20 protein-coding genes are annotated in these 23,535 nt (G+C 40.7%); 9 read left to right on the forward strand and 11 right to left on the reverse strand.

Annotated features, from left to right (window positions below; genetic code table 11):
- Positions 1-3: 3 nt before the first annotated feature.
- From ACSLUK_RS13475 to ACSLUK_RS13490, 4 genes are all read left to right on the forward strand, one after another.
- Entirely contained in the window at positions 4-1,839 is a 1,836-nt protein-coding gene (locus ACSLUK_RS13475; RefSeq protein WP_448549188.1) for a vWA domain-containing protein, read from the forward strand.
- Positions 1,833-3,488, forward strand: coding sequence for a BatD family protein (locus ACSLUK_RS13480; protein ID WP_448549189.1), 1,656 nt, complete (start codon positions 1,833-1,835; stop codon positions 3,486-3,488). Before ACSLUK_RS13475 ends, ACSLUK_RS13480 begins: the two co-directional genes overlap by 7 nt.
- 446 nt (positions 3,489-3,934) lie before the next feature.
- Positions 3,935-4,450, forward strand: coding sequence for a sigma-70 family RNA polymerase sigma factor (locus ACSLUK_RS13485; protein ID WP_448549190.1), 516 nt, complete (start codon positions 3,935-3,937; stop codon positions 4,448-4,450).
- On the forward strand, positions 4,443-5,156 hold the full coding sequence (locus tag ACSLUK_RS13490; protein ID WP_448549191.1) for a DUF3379 family protein: 714 nt from the start codon (positions 4,443-4,445) through the stop codon (positions 5,154-5,156). The genes ACSLUK_RS13485 and ACSLUK_RS13490 overlap by 8 nt, the downstream gene beginning before the upstream one ends.
- 123 nt (positions 5,157-5,279) lie before the next feature.
- On the opposite strand, the gene putP is transcribed toward ACSLUK_RS13490, so the two are convergent.
- Entirely contained in the window at positions 5,280-6,761 is a 1,482-nt protein-coding gene (putP, locus tag ACSLUK_RS13495; protein ID WP_448549192.1) for a sodium/proline symporter PutP, read from the reverse strand.
- A 386-nt stretch (positions 6,762-7,147) separates the two neighbouring features.
- Between putP and ACSLUK_RS13500 the strand changes: the two genes are divergently transcribed.
- A complete protein-coding gene (locus ACSLUK_RS13500; RefSeq protein ID WP_448549193.1) occupies positions 7,148-8,368 on the forward strand; it encodes an EAL and HDOD domain-containing protein in 1,221 nt (406 codons plus the stop codon).
- 100 nt (positions 8,369-8,468) lie between these two features.
- Here the strand turns inward: ACSLUK_RS13500 and galE are convergent, their stop codons facing one another.
- The 9 genes from galE to tviB all read right to left on the reverse strand — a co-directional run bounded on the left by galE (position 8,469) and on the right by tviB (position 18,836).
- Positions 8,469-9,479, reverse strand: a complete 1,011-nt coding sequence (galE, locus tag ACSLUK_RS13505; RefSeq protein WP_448549194.1) for a UDP-glucose 4-epimerase GalE — start codon at positions 9,477-9,479, stop codon at positions 8,469-8,471.
- A gap of 9 nt (positions 9,480-9,488) precedes the next feature.
- On the reverse strand, positions 9,489-10,454 hold the full coding sequence (locus ACSLUK_RS13510; protein WP_448549195.1) for a DHHA1 domain-containing protein: 966 nt from the start codon (positions 10,452-10,454) through the stop codon (positions 9,489-9,491).
- 11 nt (positions 10,455-10,465) lie between these two features.
- Positions 10,466-11,074 carry an adenylyl-sulfate kinase gene (cysC, locus tag ACSLUK_RS13515; RefSeq protein ID WP_448549196.1) on the reverse strand — a complete coding sequence of 203 codons (609 nt, stop codon included), beginning with the start codon at positions 11,072-11,074 and terminating at the stop codon, positions 10,466-10,468.
- Between the two features lie 14 nt (positions 11,075-11,088).
- Positions 11,089-12,816: an SLC13 family permease gene (locus tag ACSLUK_RS13520; protein ID WP_448549197.1), complete on the reverse strand. Its 1,728-nt coding sequence runs from the start codon at positions 12,814-12,816 to the stop codon at positions 11,089-11,091.
- A gap of 121 nt (positions 12,817-12,937) precedes the next feature.
- Positions 12,938-14,347 (reverse strand): sulfate adenylyltransferase subunit CysN, encoded by a 1,410-nt coding sequence (gene cysN, locus ACSLUK_RS13525; RefSeq protein WP_448549198.1) that lies wholly within the window; start codon positions 14,345-14,347, stop codon positions 12,938-12,940.
- Positions 14,348-14,392: 45 nt separating this feature from the next.
- Positions 14,393-15,292 carry a sulfate adenylyltransferase subunit CysD gene (gene cysD, locus ACSLUK_RS13530; protein ID WP_448549199.1) on the reverse strand — a complete coding sequence of 300 codons (900 nt, stop codon included), beginning with the start codon at positions 15,290-15,292 and terminating at the stop codon, positions 14,393-14,395.
- Positions 15,293-15,416: 124 nt separating this feature from the next.
- Positions 15,417-16,319 (reverse strand): UTP--glucose-1-phosphate uridylyltransferase GalU, encoded by a 903-nt coding sequence (galU, locus tag ACSLUK_RS13535; protein ID WP_448549200.1) that lies wholly within the window; start codon positions 16,317-16,319, stop codon positions 15,417-15,419.
- A gap of 46 nt (positions 16,320-16,365) precedes the next feature.
- Positions 16,366-17,385, reverse strand: a complete 1,020-nt coding sequence (locus tag ACSLUK_RS13540) for an SDR family oxidoreductase (RefSeq protein ID WP_448549201.1) — start codon at positions 17,383-17,385, stop codon at positions 16,366-16,368.
- A gap of 170 nt (positions 17,386-17,555) precedes the next feature.
- Positions 17,556-18,836, reverse strand: coding sequence for a Vi polysaccharide biosynthesis UDP-N-acetylglucosamine C-6 dehydrogenase TviB (tviB, locus tag ACSLUK_RS13545; protein ID WP_448549202.1), 1,281 nt, complete (start codon positions 18,834-18,836; stop codon positions 17,556-17,558).
- 363 nt (positions 18,837-19,199) lie between these two features.
- Here tviB and ACSLUK_RS13550 point away from each other — a divergent pair, with 363 nt between their 5' ends.
- The 4 genes from ACSLUK_RS13550 to serA all read left to right on the forward strand — a co-directional run bounded on the left by ACSLUK_RS13550 (position 19,200) and on the right by serA (position 23,347).
- Positions 19,200-20,645 carry a peptide MFS transporter gene (locus ACSLUK_RS13550; RefSeq protein ID WP_448549203.1) on the forward strand — a complete coding sequence of 482 codons (1,446 nt, stop codon included), beginning with the start codon at positions 19,200-19,202 and terminating at the stop codon, positions 20,643-20,645.
- 115 nt (positions 20,646-20,760) lie between these two features.
- Entirely contained in the window at positions 20,761-21,366 is a 606-nt protein-coding gene (locus ACSLUK_RS13555; RefSeq protein WP_448549204.1) for a 5-formyltetrahydrofolate cyclo-ligase, read from the forward strand.
- A gap of 14 nt (positions 21,367-21,380) precedes the next feature.
- Positions 21,381-22,037, forward strand: a complete 657-nt coding sequence (gene rpiA / locus ACSLUK_RS13560) for a ribose-5-phosphate isomerase RpiA (RefSeq protein ID WP_448549205.1) — start codon at positions 21,381-21,383, stop codon at positions 22,035-22,037.
- A gap of 80 nt (positions 22,038-22,117) precedes the next feature.
- Positions 22,118-23,347 (forward strand): phosphoglycerate dehydrogenase, encoded by a 1,230-nt coding sequence (gene serA, locus ACSLUK_RS13565; protein WP_448549206.1) that lies wholly within the window; start codon positions 22,118-22,120, stop codon positions 23,345-23,347.
- Here the strand turns inward: serA and ACSLUK_RS13570 are convergent.
- On the reverse strand, positions 23,344-23,535 hold a 192-nt coding region (locus ACSLUK_RS13570; RefSeq protein ID WP_448549207.1), incomplete at its 5' end, for a hypothetical protein. The two genes, serA and ACSLUK_RS13570, sit on opposite strands and share 4 nt — an antisense overlap.

The following is a 23,535-nucleotide window of genomic DNA, read 5'->3' on the forward strand; positions in this document are numbered from 1 at the left end:
TATATGGCAGACTTTCACTTTATTCGCCCACTCTGGTTGCTTGCATTTATCGCACTTGCTTGCTGCCTTTATTTGCTAAAAAGAATACGTGTCACCAATTCGGGTTGGCAGCAAATTATCCCGAACCACCTTACTCAAGTGCTAATCAAAGGAAGTAATGAAGACACCCGCTTTAGTTTATGGCGTCCCCTATTAATTGGTTCACTAATTATATTTTCATTAGCAGGACCAACATGGCAAAAGCTTCCTCAACCGGTATATCAAGTGGCGAGAGGTTCGGTCATCATCATGGATATGTCCTATTCGATGTATGCCACAGATATCACGCCAAATAGACTTACGCGGGCAAGATTTAAAGCATTTGACTTACTTGAACATGTTAACGAAGGTGAAGTTGGGTTAATCGCCTATGCTGGCGACGCTTTTACCATTAGTCCACTCACGGAAGATACGAATAACATTAAACTACTCTTACCGTCTTTGTCACCTGAACTGATGCCTGAATTAGGGAGCTACCCGCTTGCAGCGCTGGAATTGGCGGATGCCATGTTAACGAATGCAGGGCACATAGCGGGTGATATTTATTGGTTTACTGATGGCATAGAATCAACAGACATACAGGAAATAACAGAGTGGAGTCGAGATAATCAGCATCGCCTTAACGTCTTAGCAATTGGCACAGCTACCGGAGCACCAATAAAGTTAACTAATGGTGAACTGATGAAAGATAGCAGTGGTGGAATTGTGATTCCTACGCTCAATGAAAAAAGATTGAACGGTGTGGCTAAGCGCGCCCGAGGTAACTATGCGAGTTTAACTGCCGATAGCCAAGACATCGAAGCCCTACTAGAAAGGCCGTCTACATTTGAGCAAGAAGCTGATAAAGAAAGCCAGAATGCAGGCGACCAATGGCAAGAGTTCGGCCCGTATTTACTATTACTCGTATTACCGCTTACGTTGAGCTACTTTCGACGTGGTAATTTACTTGCCCTAGTCCCTGTCACATTATTGATATATGCACCGATGGATGCCAAGGCGGACTTTTGGCAAAACTTATGGAAAACCAAAGACCAGCAGGCACAAGAACATTTTAACAACGAACAGTATTCATCTGCAGCTGCTTTGTTCGATGACCCGATGTGGCGTGCGAACGCGTTGTACAAAGCTGAAAACTACGAAGACGCACTTGCCGAGTACGAGCAATTAGACTCTATTGATGCGTTATACAACAAAGGTAACACGCTAGCCAAGTTGGGTCGATTGCAAGACGCTATCGATGCCTTTGAACAAGTACTTGCTCAAGATCCCAGCCATGAGGATGCGCAAGCCAACAAAACGCTCACAGAAAAATTGCTACAACAACAGCAAAATCAGCAACAAAACCAAAACCAAGAGCAGAATCAAGATCAGTCTTCACAGTCAGATCAAAATCAGCAACAACAACAGCAAGACAATCAACAGCAAGACAATCAACAGCAGAATCAATCTGAGCAAGGCGAACAAACGCAACAACAAAACAGCCAATCTCAAGATACAGAACAGCAGCAGAACGATGAACAGTCGCCATCAGAGCAACAAGAGTCACAGGAACAAGAATCTAAAGATGAGCAATCAAAGCAACAGGAACAAGCTCAAAATGAGACTGATGAAGAAGGTAAACTAGCCGAACAACAGGCTAGACTTGCCGAACAACAAGAGAAAGAAACCGAACAAAAACACATGCAATTATTAAATAAAGTAACAGATGATCCGTATTTGTTGCTGAGAAATAAAATGCAGCTTGAGTATCAAAAACGTCGACACAATCGAAACCAACCAGGAGCACAAAAGAAATGGTAAGGTTATTATTGATTTTACAGCTAATAACCCTAAGTTACAGCGCGCACGCGTTTATTGAAGTCACGGCAACTGTTGATAAGAACCCCGTAGTGGTCAAAGAATCATTTGTATTAACGGTTACCGCCAATGACGATATTGATACCAATGCACTGGATACATCACCTTTAATGAATGATTTCATTGTCGGCAGAACGTCGGTAAGTTCGCAAACGAGCATGGTTAACTTTAAAACTTCTCGTTCTACGCGCTGGACTACATTACTGGTTCCCAAAAGAGAGGGGAATATAACAATTCCTCCGCTTTCTATAAATGGCGCTTTGACAGCGCCTATAAAACTTGAGGTACTTTCAGCAAACGATAGTAGTATTGCTTCACAAAAAGATATTTTTATTACCTCCGAAATTTCAACCAAAGAGGCATTTGTTCAGCAACAAATTACCTTAACCGTTAAGCTTCATTTTTCTGCCGAACTCAAACGCGGCAGCCTTAGCGAACCGGAGCTTGAAGACGCCAATATTTCGCAAATTGGCAAAGATGAAGAAACCGAAACAATTATTAATGGTAGACGTTATCGCATCATTACACGAAATTACACGATTAGCCCCCAAACTAGTGGGGAATTTGTGTTGCGATCTCCAGTTTTCTCTGGCGAAATAATGTTACCTTCATCGAGAAGAGGCAGCTTCTTAAGTTTTGCCGAAACGAAGCCAGTGAGTGTGCTTGGTGACGACATTACGCTGACAATTAAACCAATACCTTCTTCGGTTGATGGCCTCTGGTTGCCAAGCGAATTACTTGCAATTCATCAAGATTGGCAACCTGCACCTGACACTTTCAAAGTGGGTGAACCTATCACACGGGTCATTACCATTACCGCCGCAGGGTTAGCAAAAGAACAGCTACCAGAGCTTATGTTAGATATGCCAGAAGGCCTCAAAGTATATCCCGATCAGCCTGAACTACACTCAGGAATAAATAATGGACGCCTTGTCAGCCAAATGGTACGTAACTACGCGCTGGTTGCAAGTAAAGCAGGTGAATATCAATTACCTGAAGTATCAATACCTTGGTGGAATACGCAAACCAATCGCTTTGAAACCGCAACGTTAGCAGCACAAACGATCAATGTATTACCTAACGAAGCATTTGAAGCAATACAACCTCAGTCACAGGTATCCCCTGCACCGCTATCGGTAGCAAACGCAGCACCAGAGAGTGTAAGTATTGTTTATCGTGACAACCCACTGCAGTGGCTATTTTTGGCGCTGTGGTTGCTAACATCTTTAGCTTGGGGTTATAGTCATTGGCGACGTCAAACTCCGTCTGAAAAAGCCATTGATAACAATACGCCCAGCAAAACCTATCTGTCGTTGCTTGCTGCCGCGAAGAAGAAAAATTACAACGAGATATTAAAGCTATTACCTGAATGGGCAAGTGATGTTCACCAAACGCCAATATTTACGCTATCTCAAGCATTAGCGACATTTGCAGATGATAAACTTAACGAAGCAGTCAGTCAGTTACAACAAGCACAATATGGCCGTAATTCTGTTGAATGGCAGCCTGATACATTGCTAGAAGCTGTGCAGCGCTTACATCGAACACCAAAAACAGCCAAACAAAACAATATGACGCTCAATCCACTTTAGCCATAAACTACTATCACTTAGCGTTACATGAGCATAATTAGGTTCAGTAACGCTAGGTGGAAACACACCTAAAATTTACTTCACTTGATATTTTACCAATAAAAATTTCACGTAAATGAAATGATTTCAATACCTCTCAGGTCTTATTCTTCAGCAAACAGCAACTAACAAAGTCGTATTGTTCTGCATATACGACTGCTTAAAACAGAAATTTCAATGCATGAAATTACATGCCGAACGAAAGTGATACCGATTTGTACATCACTTAAGTACTACTGAATATTAAGCACAATAGAAAGCGCTGGCGATGAAGCTATCAATTCAGGTGGAATGTGTTGGCAAGCGATCACCAGAAGTTAGTCACAATGGAGAAAAATTAGTATAGCCTGCGAATGTCGTTATACTCATAGCAATGAAACAGGCGAGACACTATTTGAAATATGCATATGGCAAGTAAGCAAGTTAGATATGAGGCTCTGGTTAACGCGTTACATAGTGATTTATATCGATACGCCTATTGGCTTTGCCACGAAAAACAGGTTGCCGAAGATCTCGTTCAGGAAACCTTTTTACGGGCATGGAAGTCTTTAGATTCTTTGAAAGATGAAAAGGCTGCCAAATCTTGGCTTATCACGATATTGCGACGCGAAAATGCAAGACGGTTTGAGCGAAAGCGATTTGATATGGGCGAATATGAAGAGTCGTCAATTACTGATACGGTTTCAACGAGTACAGAGCAAGAAATTGAAAATCACTGGTTAAGAGAAAAAATAGCCCAAATGCCGGAAGAATATAGAGAGCCACTGGTATTACAGGTTATCGGCGGCTTCAGTGGTGAAGAAATTGCTTCACTATTGGATCTCAATAAGAACACTGTGATGACACGCTTATTTAGAGCACGTAACCAGCTCAAAGAAGCAATTGACAACGAACCTAAGTTAAGAGGCGTTTACAATGGATGATTTGCAATTTAGACGAATTTTATATGCAGATCCCAACTCCACTGATGAAGCAGTGTTGAGTGCACAAGCAGAGGATCTTGCTAAACAAAAATTTGCGCACGAGATTGAACAACTCGATGCACAGATTAACCGCGCACTATCGGTACCAGTACCGGGAGATTTAAAAGAAAAGCTCATACTTAGACAGTCGTTAGCAAGTCATCGTCAACAAACGAAAGCGAAGCGCATCAAGTTAGCTATAGCAGCATCTGTTGCATTCGCGGTTGGCATTAGTGTGCACACCTTACAGTTTTCACATGCTTATGTGGACATTGGCGAGTACGCCATTGCGCACACTGAACACGAAGCGGATTATTTCAGTAACAACAGTGAAGCAAAGGTGTCACTCACGGCACTAAACCAAAAAATGGCATCATTCAATGGTAGCTTTGTTGACACTATGGGAGAGTTGATGATGGCGGACTATTGTCGATTTGATGGAATGAAGAGCCTACATTTGGTTTTTAAAGGAAAGTCTTCCCCTGTGAATGTGTTTATTATTCCAAATAGCGAACACCTGGCATCACAACCAGAGTTTTCAAAAGGCGGACTTCACGGTACATCAACTAGATTTAATCAAAGCAATATCATCGTTGTAGGTGCACAAGATGAACCTGTTAATGTATGGCAACAAAAGCTAAACAAAACCGTACGTTGGTCAACATAACATTATCTAAGCGTTAAACGTCACTTAGAAAAGAATATTGTCGTGTACAGCCATAAAAAACAAAAAGCTCGAACTGATACAGTTCGAGCTTTTTTATACATGAGGTTTTATGTCATTAAGTGGTTACTTAGCTGCCACCTGCTCAAACGTTTCAACCAGATCTGACGAAGGAGACTGTGTTAGTAGACTCACCACATATACAGTGAGGGTACAAACGATAAAGCCCGGTACAATTTCATATATCACACTGCTCAAGCTCTGACCACCAACTGTAATCGGTGCGTAAATCCATATGAGCACAGTGGCTGCGCCAGCAAGCATTCCCGCAATGGCTCCTTGTTTATTCATGCGCTTCCAATATAAGCTCATAATGACCACTGGTCCAAATGCAGCACCAAAGCCCGCCCATGCATTACTCACTAAACTTAAGATCGAACTGTCACGGTCATAAGCCAAATATATCGCAACCAATGCTACAACTAGTACGGAAATTCTACCAACAGTTACTAGTTGTTTTTCTGAAGCCGATTTATTCACAAAGATTTGATAGAAATCACCAGTAAGCGAACTAGAGGTTACTAATAGTTGCGAAGAAATTGTACTCATAATTGCTGCAAGAATAGCTGCCAATAAGAATCCCGCTATTAATGGATGAAAGAGTAATTGCGATAAAACAATAAAGATTGTTTCCGCGTCATTTAATGCAATGCCTGATTTCGCAACAAAAGCAATTCCTGCAAAACCAGTAGCCATCGCACCACAAATGGCTACAATCATCCATGTCATCCCTATCCTTCTGGCTGTGGGTAAATCATCGGTCGAACGAATTGCCATAAAACGAACAATTATGTGTGGTTGGCCAAAATAACCAAGGCCCCAGGCCATTGCAGAGACAACACCAATAAGCGTCACCCCACCAAACATATCGAGTAAATCAGGGTTTTTCTGTTCAATACTGTTAATTAGCACGTCAAAACCACCAACATCAGTCAGTACCACAAAAGGCACGAGCACTAATGCCAAGAACATAATGCAGCCCTGAACAAAGTCAGTAAGGCTAACCGCTAAAAAACCACCGAATAAGGTATAACAAACAACAACACCAGCCGTTACGTATAGCCCTAATTCATAGCTTAACCCAAACGAACTCTCAAAAAGTTTACCGCCTGCAACAATGCCAGATGAAGTATATAAGGTGAAGAAAACAATGATAACAATCGATGAGATAATTCGTAATGTATGAGAATGATCATTAAACCTATTTTCGAAAAAATCAGGCAATGTTATGGAATCATTTGCCACTTCGGTATAAGTTCGAAGTCTAGGAGCCACAACTAAATAGTTTAGATAGGCGCCGATGACAAGACCTACTGCAATCCACGCGCTACTTAATCCGGTAATATACATTGCTCCTGGCAGCCCCATTAGCATCCACCCGCTCATATCAGAAGCTCCAGCAGACAAGGCAGTAACAGATGGACTTAGATTTCTCCCACCTAACATATAGCCAGAGACATCGTTAGTGGATTTTCTATATGCATAAAGCCCAATGGCCAGCATAGTAATAAAATAAAGGGCGAGCGATATTATCGTGCCAATTGCCAAATTAACCTCCAAACAAATTAGTCGCTAAACAGTCATCTTGTTTAAAATGTTTAGCTCGAACGTCGCGACTTGAGTATTGCCAAGTGCTCGTACCTACAATGTATTACTGTTGATATGAGTTTATTGCAACTTAACAAGTTAAACTTGAATTATAACAACCGATTATGAAATCGCAGCCTTATTATTGCATCGTGTTTCTTTTGCTATAATTATTAACTTGATCATAAAAATCGGAATATCCTTAAACATTACCACAAAATTCTTTAAGGAAGTGAAATTAGCAAGTAAACTATTAATAACTCACTGTAAATCTCGTCATACATTGATTTTTGCAGCAACACCCCCATACTATAACTGTAACAAAGCTTTTAAAATCAGGGTTTTATATGTATTTTTACGCAGCACGACAACCTATACTTGATAAAGACAAAAACTTATTTGCATATGAGTTATTGTTTAGGGACAGTATAGATAACGTCTTCCCTGAAGTTGACAGTGATGAAGCTACGTCAAAGATGATCGAGGCTAGTCAGTTTAATATGGGTATCAGCGAGTTCACCGCCAACAAGCCTGCATTTATTAATTTTACGTTAGATACACTTAGTAGAGGCCTTCCTGAAATGTTAACCACAGATGAGTTAGTGGTTGAAATTCTTGAAACGATAAAACCAGGGAAAAAACTGCTAGGTTTATGTCAAGATTTACATCAAAAAGGCTACACACTTGCACTCGATGACTACGAGCACCAGAAGGTATGGGCGCACTTTTATCCTTATATCAAAATAATTAAGGTTGATTGGCAAAACACCAGTATTGAAACAATCAACGAAATAAAATCCGCTATTTCATTACATCCGCACATTCAATTACTCGCAGAGAAAGTTGAAACTTACGAACAATACAATCAAGCAGTAGAACTAGGCTTTGAGCTTTTTCAAGGCTACTTTTTTTCCAAGCCAGAAATGGTGAAAGCAAAGAATCTGTCACCATCTCAAATGGCCATGGCAGAGTTGCTTTATGAAACATCTAAACCTGAACTTGATTTAGCCAGTATTACCAAGGTATTTGAGCGAGATGTTTCTCTGTCGTATAAGTTACTGCGCTATGCTAACTCTGCGATTTTCAGACGTCGAGCAGAAATATCAACAATAAAACAAGCATTGGTTACACTTGGTTCGGTCGAATTAAAACGCTTTTTGGGTCTGATGTTTGCCACCAATGTTAACCCGGATAAGCCTAGTGAACTTATCAATGAAGCAATGACCAGGGCGAAATTCTGTGAGTTGGTGTCAACACAAATAAATACGCCGCTTGACACATCAATCGCATTTCTTACCGGCTTGCTCTCATTGATCGATGCAATACTCGATGAAGAACTCTCTAGCGTTTTAGAAAAACTACCGCTTGCACAAGAAATCAAAGATACCCTGCTAAACAAGAAAGGCGTGATGGCAGCAATTATTAAATTACTTGAATTTATAGAGCGCGCAGAGTGGGATAAAACGTCATTAGTTATTGAAAAGCTAGGGCTAGACAAAGACCAAGTCAACAAAGACTACAACGAGGCGCTCAATTGGGCTGATGAGCAGTCAAAACACATTACTTAGCCGGAACCTCTTATACCGCCCCGTATAAGAGATTGGTATTAAATACATAAAAAATGCGCTAAACAGCGCATTTTTTATGTGTTTTCTTTGCTATTTCAATTTATTCAAATCCATTTGGGTTTTCAGATTGCCATCGCCATGTGTCGGTAATCATATCGTTCAAATCATGTTCAGCTTTCCAGCCTAAGAGTGAATCAGCCAACGATGCATCAGCAAATACCGTAGCTAAATCCCCTTCACGACGCGGCGCAATTTGAAAGGCAACCTTACGTTTAGACACTTCTTCAAAGGTGCGAATGATTTCCAAAACCGACGTACCATTTCCGGTGCCTAAGTTAACAGCATGACAGCCTTCAATCTCATCCAATTTTTCCAATGCTTTGACATGCCCTTTTGCTAGGTCGACAACATGTATATAGTCTCTCACACCTGTGCCATCAACCGTATCGTAATCATCACCGAATACGTTTACATGCGCGAGCCTACCAACTGCAACCTGCGCTACATAAGGTAAGAGGTTATTTGGAATACCATTAGGGTTTTCACCAATTAAGCCACTTGGATGTGCACCGATAGGATTAAAATAGCGTAAACTAGCGATAGACCATGTTGGGTCACTCTTAGCTAAATCAAAGAGTATATGCTCTACCATCAACTTTGTTTGTCCGTAAGGATTCGTTGCAGAGGTCGGCATGGACTCATTCAATGGGGCTACATTTTTGTCACCATAAACCGTCGCTGACGAGCTAAAAACCAATCGTTTTACATTGTTCGCCTTCATTACATTAAGTAATGTTAAAGTGCCTGCAACATTATTCTGATAATAGTGCAAGGGAATTTCATTTGACTCGCCAACCGCTTTTAAGCCAGCAAAATGAATGACGGCTTCAATATTATGCTGCTCAAAGATAGCCGATAATGCCACTTCATCGAAGATGTCCGCCTTAATAAAGGTAACAGATTTGCCCGTTATTTTATCAATTCGCTCTAACACGATCTCAGACGAATTCGACAAATTATCAATAATAACTATATCGTAGTTAAGCGCTAATAGCTCAACAATTGTATGGCTACCTATGTAGCCCGTACCACCTGTAACCAGTAAACTCATCGTATAGTCCTATACTTGCTGTCCATAATATTCATGCACTTCACTAATAAAACATTGTAACTTATTTGCTGGCAAATAGTTAATACCTGCAGCAGCGGCTCGCCCACCACCGGTATCAAATTTCACGCAAATTTTGTCTGCCCCTTGTTTATTGGTAAGCGGTGCGCGAAGGCTGACTCTATAGCTTCCATCCGCATTTTCAGTGATGACGGCATGTGCTTTGTCAGGTGATTGATTAGCGAGTTCGTTACCAATTACACCACTCACTCTTCGAGACCAAGGCTGATCTGGTAGAGAAATGATTTTACATACCTCATCATCTTTAAGCTCTTCTGCGCCGTCTGCGAGCGACATATCTTGCTCATATGCCGCTTTTAATAGCCAAAAGACCGATGACTTATCATCAATGAGTAACAGTGGGTCTTGATATTTAACAAGCAACTTGAATAATTCAGACGGAGGAAAATGTAAATCTTCTTCGGATGCGCCGTAGCCATTATAGTTCACATATATGCCTAACTGTTTCAGTTGCTCCCGCTCAAACTGGTTAAGCGCAAGTTCGTCCGCAAGCTGTTCAGCAGCACTTATCATATTATCACCATAAGCAGCCGCAACAGCCCATTTGGCATACTTTCCAGATAAGTAGTGATTAACGATTAAACTTGTACAGGTATTAGCGTCTAGATCAATATGCGCTTCAAGAAAGGCAGATTCGGGAATATCACCAGCACGATGGTGATCGGCATAGAAGACCGGAACGCTTCGCTCTAGTAACTCAATAAGTGCCGCTTGGTTTTTCTCCATTGAAATATCGAGTACTGTAACAGAAGACGCATTGTCTACATCAACACGCTTAACTAATTCAATATCACGTTTAACGCCCGTGATTAATTGACTTTGTTTAGGGTCATTCAGTCTTAATTGTACAAGTGCAATGATGCCATCTGCATCGCCGTTGAATACATCATAATGCATAAACTATGTCCTTATTGTGAAACATTCACATATTGATTTTCAACAAGATAATCAACGATTTGCCTTGCGCAATCTTCGATGCTGCCAGCAGCCGTTTTTACATGAATATCAGGTTCCTCAGGAATATCGTAAACAGAATCTATTCCCGTAAAATCTTTAATTTCGCCTGCACGTGCCTTTTGATATAGCCCTTTAGGATCTCTTTGTTCGCAAATTTCAATGGGCGTATCAATGAATACCTCAATGAATTCACCCTCGGCTAACTTTTCGCGAGCCATTGAGCGTTCTTGCTTAAATGGTGAAATAAATGCTGTAGAAACAATGACTCCTGCATCAACAAACAGTTTGGCCACTTCACTAATTCGCCGTAAGTTTTCAATGCGGTCATTATCAGTAAACCCTAAATCGCCGTTTAATCCATGACGTACATTGTCACCGTCAAGTAAATATGTACGACACCCTAGCTCAAACAGCATGACATCTACTGCATTAGCAATCGTTGATTTTCCTGAGCCACTTAAACCAGTAAACCAAAGTAAACAAGGCTTTTGATTGTTAAGCGAAGCTCTTTGTGATTTTGTAATGGCTTGATGATGCCACACAGTATTTTCGGTTTTCATATTGAGAGACCACTTTAAAAGGGAAAAATAATTGGCAGGAGCAATAATACAACTACGCTATAGGTTAACGAAACGGGTAAACCAAACTTAACCATATCGGCCAAAGTATAATTTCCCGCATTGAACACCATTACATTTGTTTGGTAACCATAAGGACTGATAAAGCTACCACTTGCGGCAAATGCAACCGCCATAACAAATGGCATTGGACTGACGTTCATTCCTAACGCTATGCTATAAGCAATTGGGAAAATCAGCGCAGCCGCCGCACTATTCGTGACTATTTCAGTAACGATCAGAGTCGTGAAAAATATTATCACTAGGGTTATAAATGGACTTTGTCCATTTAAGAACGTTTGAATAAGTTGCGCAAGTACTTCAGTTGTTCCTGTAGATTCCAACGCATTGGCCAATGACAACGCCCCTAGTACTATCATCCATATCTCTAGCGGGAAACGACGTTTTATTTCATTCACGGTTAGTGCTTGGCTAAAAATTAAGAAAGCCACATAGAATATTAGGCATTTTAACAATGTTAGCTCGGTAAGTACTGACAAACCTATAGTAGTAATAAAGCCAAGAACTGTAGTCGTATCTCGCCACCCTGACAGCATATTATCTGGTTTATGTCCTGAAAGGATGAAAAAGTTTTTACTTAAATTTGTCCGAGAACTAAAATCATTACCAACAGCTAAAACCAAAAAATCACCGGGCTGAATGATGAGTTCTCCCAACTTACCTGACAGTGATACACCTTCTCGACGAATTGCCACGACAGCAGCATCAAAACGAGCCCTGAACCCAGCCGTTTTCAAGGTTTTACCCACTACGGCCGAGTCGGGTTTTATCAAGACTTCAGTTAAGTTATCCCTTAATAAACCATCCTTCTCGGCAAACAGTGTTAAGCCATCAAATTGCTGTAAAATAAGTACTTTCGAAATATCTCCAGAAAATATCAACTTATCCCCTTGAAGCACAATTTCATCAGGTGCCACTGGCGAGATTAATCGTCCTTTCCGAACTATTTCGACCAAAAACAGCGAATCAAGGTTACGTAAGCCATTTTCTTCGATAGTTAAACCAATTAACTTTGATTGCTCCGAGACTTCAGCTTCTAATAAATAATCCTGATTGGCATCACTTTCAAGTTCCATGTCAGGTAAGGTTCGTTGTCTGGCTATGATTAGCAACAAACACACTAACATTGCACTACCGCCAACTAGCGTAAAGTCAAAAAAGCCAAGACTAGGCTGGCCCTGCTCTATGTACATGGTATTGATGATGAGGTTGGTAGATGTACCGACAAGTGTAAGTGTTCCGCCTAGAATTGCGGCAAAAGATAGGGGAAGCAGCAGCTTGCCTGGGTTAATGAGTTTGTTATTTTTAATGGTAGCAATCAGTGCCGCTACAACAGCGGTATTATTCATCATGGCTGATGCCAGTGCTGTCGATATTAAAGTTCGTGCGGTGGATTTTATTTTGGAACCATTGATTAGGCTGCTAGATAGACGTCGCAATACACTTGTCCGCTCGATAGCAAACGAACTAAGCACCAGTAACAATAAAGTTACTAAACCAGGGTTTACTGCATTGTTTAGGATGTCTTGAGGTTCCAGAAACCCTAGGGCAAAACAAATTAGCATCGCTGCCGCAAATACACGTTCAGGTACTCGCTGATATTTTAGCAAGCCTATGAAAGTAAAAATGAAAATGGCAAACAGCTGCCATTGGGCAGATATCATTTTAGTGTGCCTTTAAAAATAAAACGTGCCGATCTACATTAACGGTTAACAAATCGCTAAGCAACTCAGAAGCCAAGAAATAGTGTGAACAATATAAGACGTTGTTCACACTAGTTTATCGTTAGGACAATTTTGAAATATCACGCGCACCCCAGTGTGGGAAGTGCTTACGTACAAGCGAGTTAAACTCTAGTTCAAAATCAGAATATTGATGCAACGCAGCATCTTCATTGGCTTTTACGATCATACCCGCACCAACGGTAATATTGGATAAGCGATCAATGATAATAAATGCCCCTGTTGCGCGATTGGTGTGATAGGGATCAAAGTGTAACTTTTCACTTACTTCAAAATTCACAGAACCAATTTCATTCAAAGCTAGCTGCGTAACATCTGCTTTTTCCATGGTATTTACATCGGTTCGTGATTCAAAATCAACTACGTGCCCTGTCGTCATTTTACTACCATGTTTGATGTAGTATTCACGTCCAGTTTCTAGCTCGTCTTCATTCATCCATACGACATTTGCGTTAAATTCTTTAGACGATGTAGGCAAACTTCCCTTTTTAACGATCATTTCGCCACGACTAATATCAATCTCATCCTCAAGCGTAATGGTCACAGCCATGCCTTTGTCTGCACGTTCTAGTGCACCATCAAATGTCTCGATCGACTTCACGCGACTTTCTTTTCCAGAGGGTAAGGCGACAACATCGTCGCCAACTCTAACGTGACCTGAATTAACCGTGCCGGAAAACCCTCTAAAATTTAGATTTGGGCGGTTTACATATTGCACTTGATATCTAAACTCTGTACACGAATCATCATTATCAACACGTACTGTGTTTAACAGTTTCATCAATGTCGCACCTGGATACCAAGGCATGTGCTCACTTTCAGAAACCACATTGTCACCATTGAGTGCTGAAATTGGCACAAAACGAATATCTTCAAAAGCCAAATCTTCTGCAAACGCTCGGTACTCTTTTTTGATTTCCTGATAGCGGTCTTGGCTATATTCAACTAAATCCATTTTATTTACCGCAATCAACACGTGCTTAATCCCTAGCAACGAGCAAATAAACGAATGGCGGCGAGTTTGTACTTGAACACCACGGCGCGCATCAATAAGAATAATCGCGAGATCACAGGTAGAAGCACCTGTAGCCATATTTCGGGTATATTGTTCGTGTCCAGGCGTGTCTGCAATAATAAATTTACGCTTGTCAGTAGAAAAATAACGATAAGCAACGTCAATCGTTATGCCTTGTTCACGTTCAGACTGCAAACCGTCTACCAGTAACGCTAAATCAATAGCTTCCCCAGTAGTTCCTGACTTTTTACTGTCTTTTTCAATAGCAGCAAGTTGATCTTCAAAGATCATCTTAGAATCGTGGAGTAAACGCCCGATCAATGTACTCTTACCGTCGTCTACACTGCCACAAGTTAAAAAGCGCACGAGTTCTTTATTCTCATGTTGCTTTAAATACGCTTGAATATCACTTTCGATTAAATCAGATTGGTGACTCATTTGAATTCCTTAGAAAAATTTAACAATGAAGAAATAAAGTAAAAACTAGAAGTAACCTTCCATTTTCTTTTTCTCCATAGAGCCCGCAGAATCGTGATCGATAACACGCCCTTGTCGTTCAGATGTTTTCGTTAATAACATTTCCTGGATGATATCAGGTAATGTAGCAGCCTCAGATTCTACGGCCCCCGTTAATGGGTAACAGCCTAATGTTCTAAAGCGTACTTTTCTCATCTGCGGTTTTTCGCCTTCTTCTAACGGCATACGATCATCGTCAACCATAATTAAGGTACCATCTCGCTCGACTACAGGGCGTTCAGCCGATAAGTACAATGGTACAATTTCAATGTTTTCCAGATAGATATATTGCCAAATATCTAGCTCTGTCCAGTTAGACAAAGGAAATACGCGAATACTCTCCCCTTTGTTAACCTTACCATTGTAGATATTCCACAGTTCAGGGCGCTGGCTTTTAGGATCCCAACGGTGGTTTTTGTCTCTGAATGAATAAACTCGTTCTTTGGCTCGCGACTTTTCTTCATCACGACGTGCGCCACCAAATGCGGCATCAAATCCATACTTGTCTAAGGCCTGTTTCAACCCTTGAGTTTTCATGATATCTGTATGCTTTGCGCTGCCATGGACAAACGGATTGATATTCATCGCAATACCTTCAGGATTTTTATGTACGATCAAATCAAATCCATATTCTTTTGCTATGCGATCACGAAATGCAATCATTTCCTTGAACTTCCATGTGGTATCAACATGCAGTAATGGAAATGGGATTTTCCCTGGCGCAAACGCTTTTCGTGCCAAGTGAAGCAAAACAGCAGAGTCTTTACCCACAGAATAGAGCATTACTGGTTTATCAAATTCTGCAGCGACTTCTCGTATAATCTGTATAGATTCAGCTTCTAGTTTCTTTAAATGTGTTAGGTTCATCTTAGTGCTAGCCCAATTTTAATCTGAAGAGATTTTCACACAATTCCACTACAACTTCCATATAACAAACAGATTACTTAGAACGTTTAGGAATAAATGAGTTTTTTACTACCGTAAGTATAGATTATTCGTTTAATGCCAATTGATTTACTAATCCTTGGAGTCGCTCACCTACTTCAGAATGACGTAATCCATATTCCAAGCAAGCACACATATACCCAAATTTAGAGCCACAATCATGAGATTTGCCCGTCATGTGAAATGCCTCAACAGGTTCGACTTTCATTAAGCTTGCAATCGCATCAGTCAATTGAATTTCATCGCCTGCGCCTGGTGGAGTAAACTCTAGTAACGGCCATATTTGCTCCGAGAGCACATAACGTCCTACCACAGCTAAATTTGACGGTGCTTCATCAATCGTCGGCTTTTCTACCACAGCGGTCATCAATTTAGACTCTCCAGCGGCAAGCTCATGGCCCTCACAATCGGCAATACCGTAACTGCTAACTTTCTCCATGGGAATTGGTTCTACCATGATTTGACTTTTGCCAGTCTCATTGTAGCGACTAATCATTGCAGCCAGATTTTCGCATTTTAGATTCGCACTTGCATCATCAATAATTACATCCGGTAATACCACCACAAATGGATCATTTCCCACTAGTGGTCTTGCTTTTAAAACGGCATGCCCTAATCCTTTAGCTTCCCCTTGTCGGACATGCATGATTGTTACGCCAGGAGGACATATTCCCTGAATTTCATCCAACAATTGACGTTTAACACGCTTTTCTAGGGTAGTCTCCAATTCAAACGATTTATCAAAATGATTCTCTATCGCATTTTTTGAAGAATGAGTAACCAGTACAATTTCCTTTATACCCGCCATTACACACTCATCAACAATGTACTGTATTAAAGGTTTATCAACTATTGGTAACATTTCCTTGGGGATAGCCTTTGTGGCTGGTAGCATCCGCGTCCCTAATCCCGCTACGGGAATTACCGCCTTCGTTATTTTTTTGTTCATGATTTTTCTTGATCTTCTATTTACTGTAAAAATACTGTTTATTTATCTATAGGTTATCTACGTACCACAACATTGCCTTGGAAATGCCTTGCTGAATACGATATTCAGGTTCATATCCCAATAATTCACGTGCTTTGGTAATATCCGCTTGTGAATGTCTCACATCGCCTGCCCTAAATTCTCTATATGTGGGTTCGCCATCATAATCAACATTATTTTCGCGCAATGCATTTTTGAGACTATCAAACAGAATATTTAAAGTAGTACGGTCGCCCACAGCAACGTTATAGACTTGATTCAACCCTTTTTCCTGCGACAATGCAGCGAGGATATTAGCCTGTACAGCATTTTCAACAAAACAGAAGTCGCGGCTTGTTTCACCATCGCCATTAATAAACACTTCTTCTTTGTTAAACATGGCAGATGTCCATTTTGGAATAACCGCGGCATAGGCACCATTTGGGTCTTGACGTTTACCAAACACGTTGAAGTATCGTAAACCTATCGTATTAAAATCATAAGTACGCTTAAACACGCTAGCGTATAATTCATTGACATATTTAGTCACCGCATACGGCGACAATGGGTTACCAATATTTTCCTCTACTTTCGGTAATGCAGGATGGTCACCGTAAGTGGAACTGGATGCAGCATATACAAAGTTTTTCACGCCAGCATCTTTTGACGCTACTAGCATATTTAAGAAGCCACTGATATTCGTTTCATTTGACGTAATCGGATCTGCGATTGAGCGTGGTACTGACCCTAGTGCCGCTTGATGTAAAACATAATCAACACCTTTTACTGCATTTTGACAGTCGTTTAAATTGCGAATATCACCTTCAATAAAGGAAAAGTTAGCCCATAATTCGCTGGTAACAATCTGCTCAACTTCGTCTAAGTTTTTTTGGTGCCCTGTCGCAAAGTTATCAAGCCCAATAACTTTTTGCCCTAAAAGCAATAACATTTCGACAAGATTCGAACCGATGAAGCCTGCACAACCTGTAACCAACCATGTGTGTTGCGTTGTCTTTAGTTGTGATTGCACTTCTAGGTATTTACTCATTTGAAAATCCACTCCATTAGCTAATTGTCGATAGTGTACACGCGAAATGCTACAACGAAAAGAAGCGCCCTGTTAAATCTAGATGATACTGCCACAAGTTCTTTCAATTAGGTCTATAAAACCAAAAACGCGACTAAGAAGTCGCGTTTGTTAGTTAAATTCAGGGCGCTTTATAGCCTCAAATCTACCCAATCCGGATCAAGCATGTATTTAAGATCATAAATCACATGCTCGTCTTTAACCAAAGATTCAATATCTTGTTTCGTCATGGCTTTGAATTGATGATGAGCAACAGCAAATATAACTGCATCGTATTGTGCTTTTTTAGGCGCATCTATTAATTGAACGCCGTATTCATACTCAGCTTCTTCAGGGTTAACCCAAGGATCGTATACATCAACATTGATTTCATATTCGGCAAGTTCAGAAAGTATATCGACTACTTTAGTGTTTCTAACATCAGGACAGTTTTCTTTAAACGTAAGTCCCATAACCAATACGTTTGCACCGTGCACTTGAATGCGACGCTTGATCATTGCTTTGGTTAACTCAGCGACAACATAAGCACCCATTCCATCGTTTATACGTCTACCGGCTAGAATGACTTCTGCGTTGTAACCAATGGCTTGAGCCTTATGCGTCAAGTAATACGGATCTACGCCAATACAGTGTCCACCAACTAATCCAGGTCTGAACGGTAAGAAGTTCCATTTAGTACCCGCGGCTTTTAAAACTTCTTCTGTATCAATTCCTAACTTATTAAAGATAACAGCTAACTCGTTAATTAGCGCAATGTTTAAATCTCGCTGCGTATTTTCAATCACTTTTGCAGCTTCAGCGACTCGAATCGAAGACGCCAAATACGTCCCAGCAGTAATTATGGAAGCGTAAAGATCATCAATAAACTGTGCGACTTCGGGGTTAGAGCCGGAAGTCACTTTTAAGATGTTTGTCACTCGGTGCTCTTTATCACCGGGATTAATACGTTCCGGGCTATAGCCAGCAAAGAAATCCTGATTAAATGTTAAACCAGATACTTGCTCTAGCTGCGGAATACAAACTTCTTCAGTAGCCCCTGGGTATACAGTTGATTCGTAAATAACAATATCGCCTTCCTTAATTACCTTGCCAAGCATTTGACTGGCTTTAATTAGGGGCGTTAAATCAGGTTGTTTATGCTCATCTATTGGGGTCGGCACAGTAACAATATAGACGTTCGCTGGTGCTAGTTCGTCAACAACCGACGTGTAATGCAAATATTCACTGCTAGCCAATTCTTCATCTGACACTTCAAGTGTAAAATCTTTACCTTCTCGGAGCTCATTGATGCGGGTTTCATTAATATCGAACCCTATAGTCTGATAAGATTTACCAAACTCTACAGCCAAAGGAAGGCCTACATATCCTAAGCCTATAATGGCAATTTTCGAATCATCTATTGGTTTTAACATACTGAATCAATTTCCCTGAATGTACTACGACATGATTGATAGTTTATTTTTGGGTTAGTCTACTATGAATCCTAGTTTCAACTCTAGCTAAATGTGTTTTCGCCAAAAAAGTATTGACTGATATCGCTCATATTTAGTTGTTGATTAATTATTCACTTTGGTCACCCGAAACTGATTAAAACCCAGAAAGTTTTCATTAACCATTCCAATTCAAGCGCTGGTTAGACTTGCCTTTAACCGCTTTCAAAGGTATAACACCCGCTGGCATTAATAATTTAAAGCGCTTTTTATTACTACCTGACGGGTAAATATACAAAAAGAATAAGATGTAAACGAAAAAGTGCTAGTTGGAAGGATAAATTTATGACAGTTCGATCTGAGGGTAACTTTTTAGGACACCCGAAGGGATTATTCCTATTGTTTGGTACCGAAATGTGGGAACGTTTTGGTTACTACGGTATGCGCGCGCTATTAGTACTTTATTTGGTAGCAGCAGTAGAAGATGGTGGTTTTGGTTGGACAACCGGTGATGCGTTAGGTTTATACGGCACATTTACGATGGCTGTTTACCTTACTCCAATGATTGGTGGTTGGTTAGCAGATAATTTCATTGGTCAGCGAAAGGCCATCATATTAGGTGGTATTTTATTTTCTGCGGGTTATTTCACGCTAGGTATTCCTAAAACTATGATTCCCGGCATGGAAGAAATGGTTTTCTATATTGGCTTAGTATTAATTTGTTGTGGTAATGGTCTGTTCAAAGCCAACGTATCAAGCTTAGTTGGTGACTTATACGAAGAAGGTGATCATCGCCGCGATAGTGCATTTACCATTTTCTACATGGGTATCAACTTAGGTGCGTTCTTGTCTCCTCTTATCGTTGGCTATTTAGGTGAACAAATTAACTGGCACTACGGCTTTATTGCTGCAGGCTGCGGTATGTTGATTGGTTTAGCTCTACAGTTAACCTTGGCCAATAAATACCTTGGTGATATTGGTGTTAAACCTTCAGCGCAATTAGCGAAACAGTCGAAAGAAGATTTAAAAGCTGCGGCGTTAACTAAAGAAGAAAAAGACCGTACCAAAGTTATCTTAATCATGAGTGTATTCTCTGTTATTTTCTGGGCTGGCTTTGAACAAGCAGGCGGACTATTTAACATTTATGCTTCACAATTTACTGAACGTAATGTGATGGGTTTTGAAATACCAGCTTCATGGTTCCAATCATTAAATGCGATGTTTATCATTTTACTTGCACCAGTTATCGCTTCGGTATGGGTCAAAATGGGTAGCAAGGAGCCAACATCACCAGTAAAATTTGGTCTTGCGATGGTATTCCTCGCCATAGGCTTCTTTGTTATGGTTTTAGCAACAATGGCGCAAGGCGGCGATACGTCAATTAAAGTGAGCTTACTTTTCCTTGTTTTTGCCTACCTTTTCCACACATTAGGCGAGTTGTGTTTATCTCCAATCGGCTTATCGATGGTTTCCAAATTAGCTCCGCTTAAGTTTACTTCTTTACTAATGGGTTGTTGGTTCTTCTTTACTGCATTATCAAATTACTTAGCTGCATTTATTGGTTCATTTGTTGGTGAAGGTGAAGAGCAAGTGAACAATGCATTTAATATCTTCTTAGGTGTTGGTATTGGTGCACTTGTTACCGCGGTAATTATTTTCCTAAGCGCTAACAAACTTGTTGAGTGGATGCATGGTGCTGAAGGTGAGAAAACCAATACACTTGACGCAAAATTAGAAGAAGAAATGGAAGTAACAGCTACGCATGAAGCTATGGCGGAAAAGCATAGCTAATCTACACTTTTCTTACACGAAAACTTCTTATGAAAAGCTCGATTAACGTCGAGCTTTTTTTTATCTACAATTCACATTACAATAGCGCAACTTTCTTCATCGCCATATTTTGCAGATGACCGCTGTTAGCAGACAATCTTTACGTCACATGGTACGCCAAAAAAGGCGAGGCCTGTCGTCGCAGGTACAACAAGAGGCAGCGGCGGCGTTAAATATGCGCCTGCAACAACAATCCCGTATTCAACATGCCAGCACGGTTGCGATATACCTAACTAACGATGGTGAATTAGACACCACCCCATTTATTGATTGGTGTTGGCAACAGAACAAGACCGTATGTCTACCAAGAATTCATCCGTTTAATCCACACCACTTGTTATTTTTGAAATATCAAGCGCATAGTAAAATGCTACCAAACCAATATGGGATACCTGAGCCCCAACTTAATTGTCTTGATGTGGTCCCTTTAGAGGATATTGATATCATTTTCACACCACTAGTAGCCTTTGACAAAGATGGTGCTCGCTTGGGTATGGGGGGCGGCTTTTATGACCGCACACTTAGCCGTTGGTTTCAATCATTTAAAGAAGATGAAAACACAAGCCTTTGGCCAATTGGCTTGGCACATGACTGCCAGCTTGTTGAAGAAATTCCGACAGAACACTGGGATGTACCTATTCCCGAAATATACACTCCGTCTAAACATTATCAATTTATATAAGGTTTTTTACCGCTATGACTCAAGATGAAATGAAAAAAGCAGCAGCTATCAAAGCGCTGGAATTTGTCACCGAAGACACGATTGTTGGCGTTGGTACTGGCTCAACCGTTAATCATTTCATTGATGCATTAGCGACAATGAAAGATCGCATTGAAGGTGCTGTTTCTAGTTCAGAAGCGTCAACAGAACGTTTGAAAGCGCACGGCATTGAAGTGTTTGATTTAAACAGTGTCAGTGAAATTGACGTATATGTGGATGGTGCTGACGAAATTACTGAACATATGCATATGATTAAAGGTGGCGGTGCTGCATTAACGCGTGAAAAAATTGTTGCAGCCGTTGCAAAAACTTTTGTGTGTATCGCCGACGAATCCAAGCTGGTCCCTGTACTAGGCAACTTCCCCCTTCCGGTTGAGGTTATTCCTATGGCTAGAAGCTATGTCGCCAGAGAGTTGGTAAAACTAGGTGGCGATCCTGTTTATAGACAAGGTGTAGTTACAGACAATGGGAACGTGATTTTAGATGTACACAATATGGAAATATTGGATCCTAAACAATTAGAAGAGCAAATTAATGCCATTGTCGGTGTAGTCACTAATGGCCTATTTGCACACCGTGGTGCTAACGTCCTAATACTTGGCACACCGAACGGTGCAAAAATCGTCAAATAATACTTTAGAGTTTATACACTATATGTTAGTTTAGAAATCTAGCCATCTAAAACTATTTTTTGCTAAGAGAAAATTCACGCATGAGCAACCAGTCACTATCAAAAGAAAAAATTAAGATTTTGCTATTAGAAGGCGTACACCAAAGCGCTTTAGAAGAATTAAAGCTCCAAGGTTATACCAATATTGAATATCTTAAGACTTCACTAGCAGAAAGTGAACTAATCGAGAAAATCGCCAATGTTCACTTCATAGGAATTCGTTCGCGTACACAACTAACCGACAAAGTGTTATCTCATGCTAAGAAACTTGTCGCTATTGGTTGCTTTTGTATCGGAACCAACCAAGTTGATACTAAGGCCGCACAAAAATTAGGTATTCCAGTATTTAATGCGCCTTTCTCAAATACTCGCTCGGTTGCGGAATTGGTTATAGGCGAACTGCTACTATTGTTACGTGGTATTCCTGAGAAAAGTGCACAGGCACATCGTGGTGTATGGAATAAATCGGCTGCTGGCTCAGTTGAAGCACGAGGTAAAACATTAGGGATTATTGGTTATGGCCATATCGGTATGCAAGTAGGCATTTTGGCTGAAACGATAGGTATGAAGGTTAGGTTTTATGATATTGAAACCAAACTACCACTTGGTAATGCGAGCCAAGCTAATACACTTACATCACTGCTACAAGAAGCTGATGTAATTAGCTTGCACGTGCCAGAAACGGCACAAACGCAAAATATGATGGGCCATGCCGAGTTTGAAGTGATGAAGGATGGTGTTATCTTTATCAACGCATCTCGTGGTACGGTTGTTGATATTGATGCTTTGGCAGAAGCACTAGACAGCAAGAAGGTTGCGGGTGCCGCCATCGACGTGTTCCCAGTCGAACCTAAGAGCAATGATGAAGAATTTGTTTCACCTTTGCGCGCTTTTGACAATGTTATCTTGACGCCTCACATTGGCGGAAGCACTAAAGAAGCTCAGGAAAATATCGGCTTAGAAGTTGCCAGTAAACTCGCTAAGTATTCTGATAATGGTTCTACCCTGTCAGCAGTTAACTTTCCAGAAGTTTCACTGCCAAGTCATGAAGGTACTAGCCGCTTGCTTCACATTCATAAGAACCAGCCAGGAATACTGACGAAAATTAACCAAGCGTTTGCCGAATTCGATATCAACATTGCCGCGCAGTACCTGCAAACCGACGATGAAATTGGTTACGTAGTTATTGATATTGAAACAGAAGATAGTGCGAGTGCATTGAAAGCGCTGAAGAAAATCGAAGGAACGATAAAAGCAAGAATTCTTCACTAACCATATTTAACCCATTGAATTATGGGTTTAAATAGCCATAAAAAAACAGCGCTTTGCGCTGTCAGACTACTGACAAACCCCGTTATTTTATACGGGGTTTGTTTTTTATAAGCAGCCGTAGGCTGCGATCGCGATATTTTGCGATTAGAGCTTTTTTCCATTCTATTTGTTCTTATATGTTGGTTTTG

Source organism: Thalassotalea fusca, assembly GCF_053485835.1.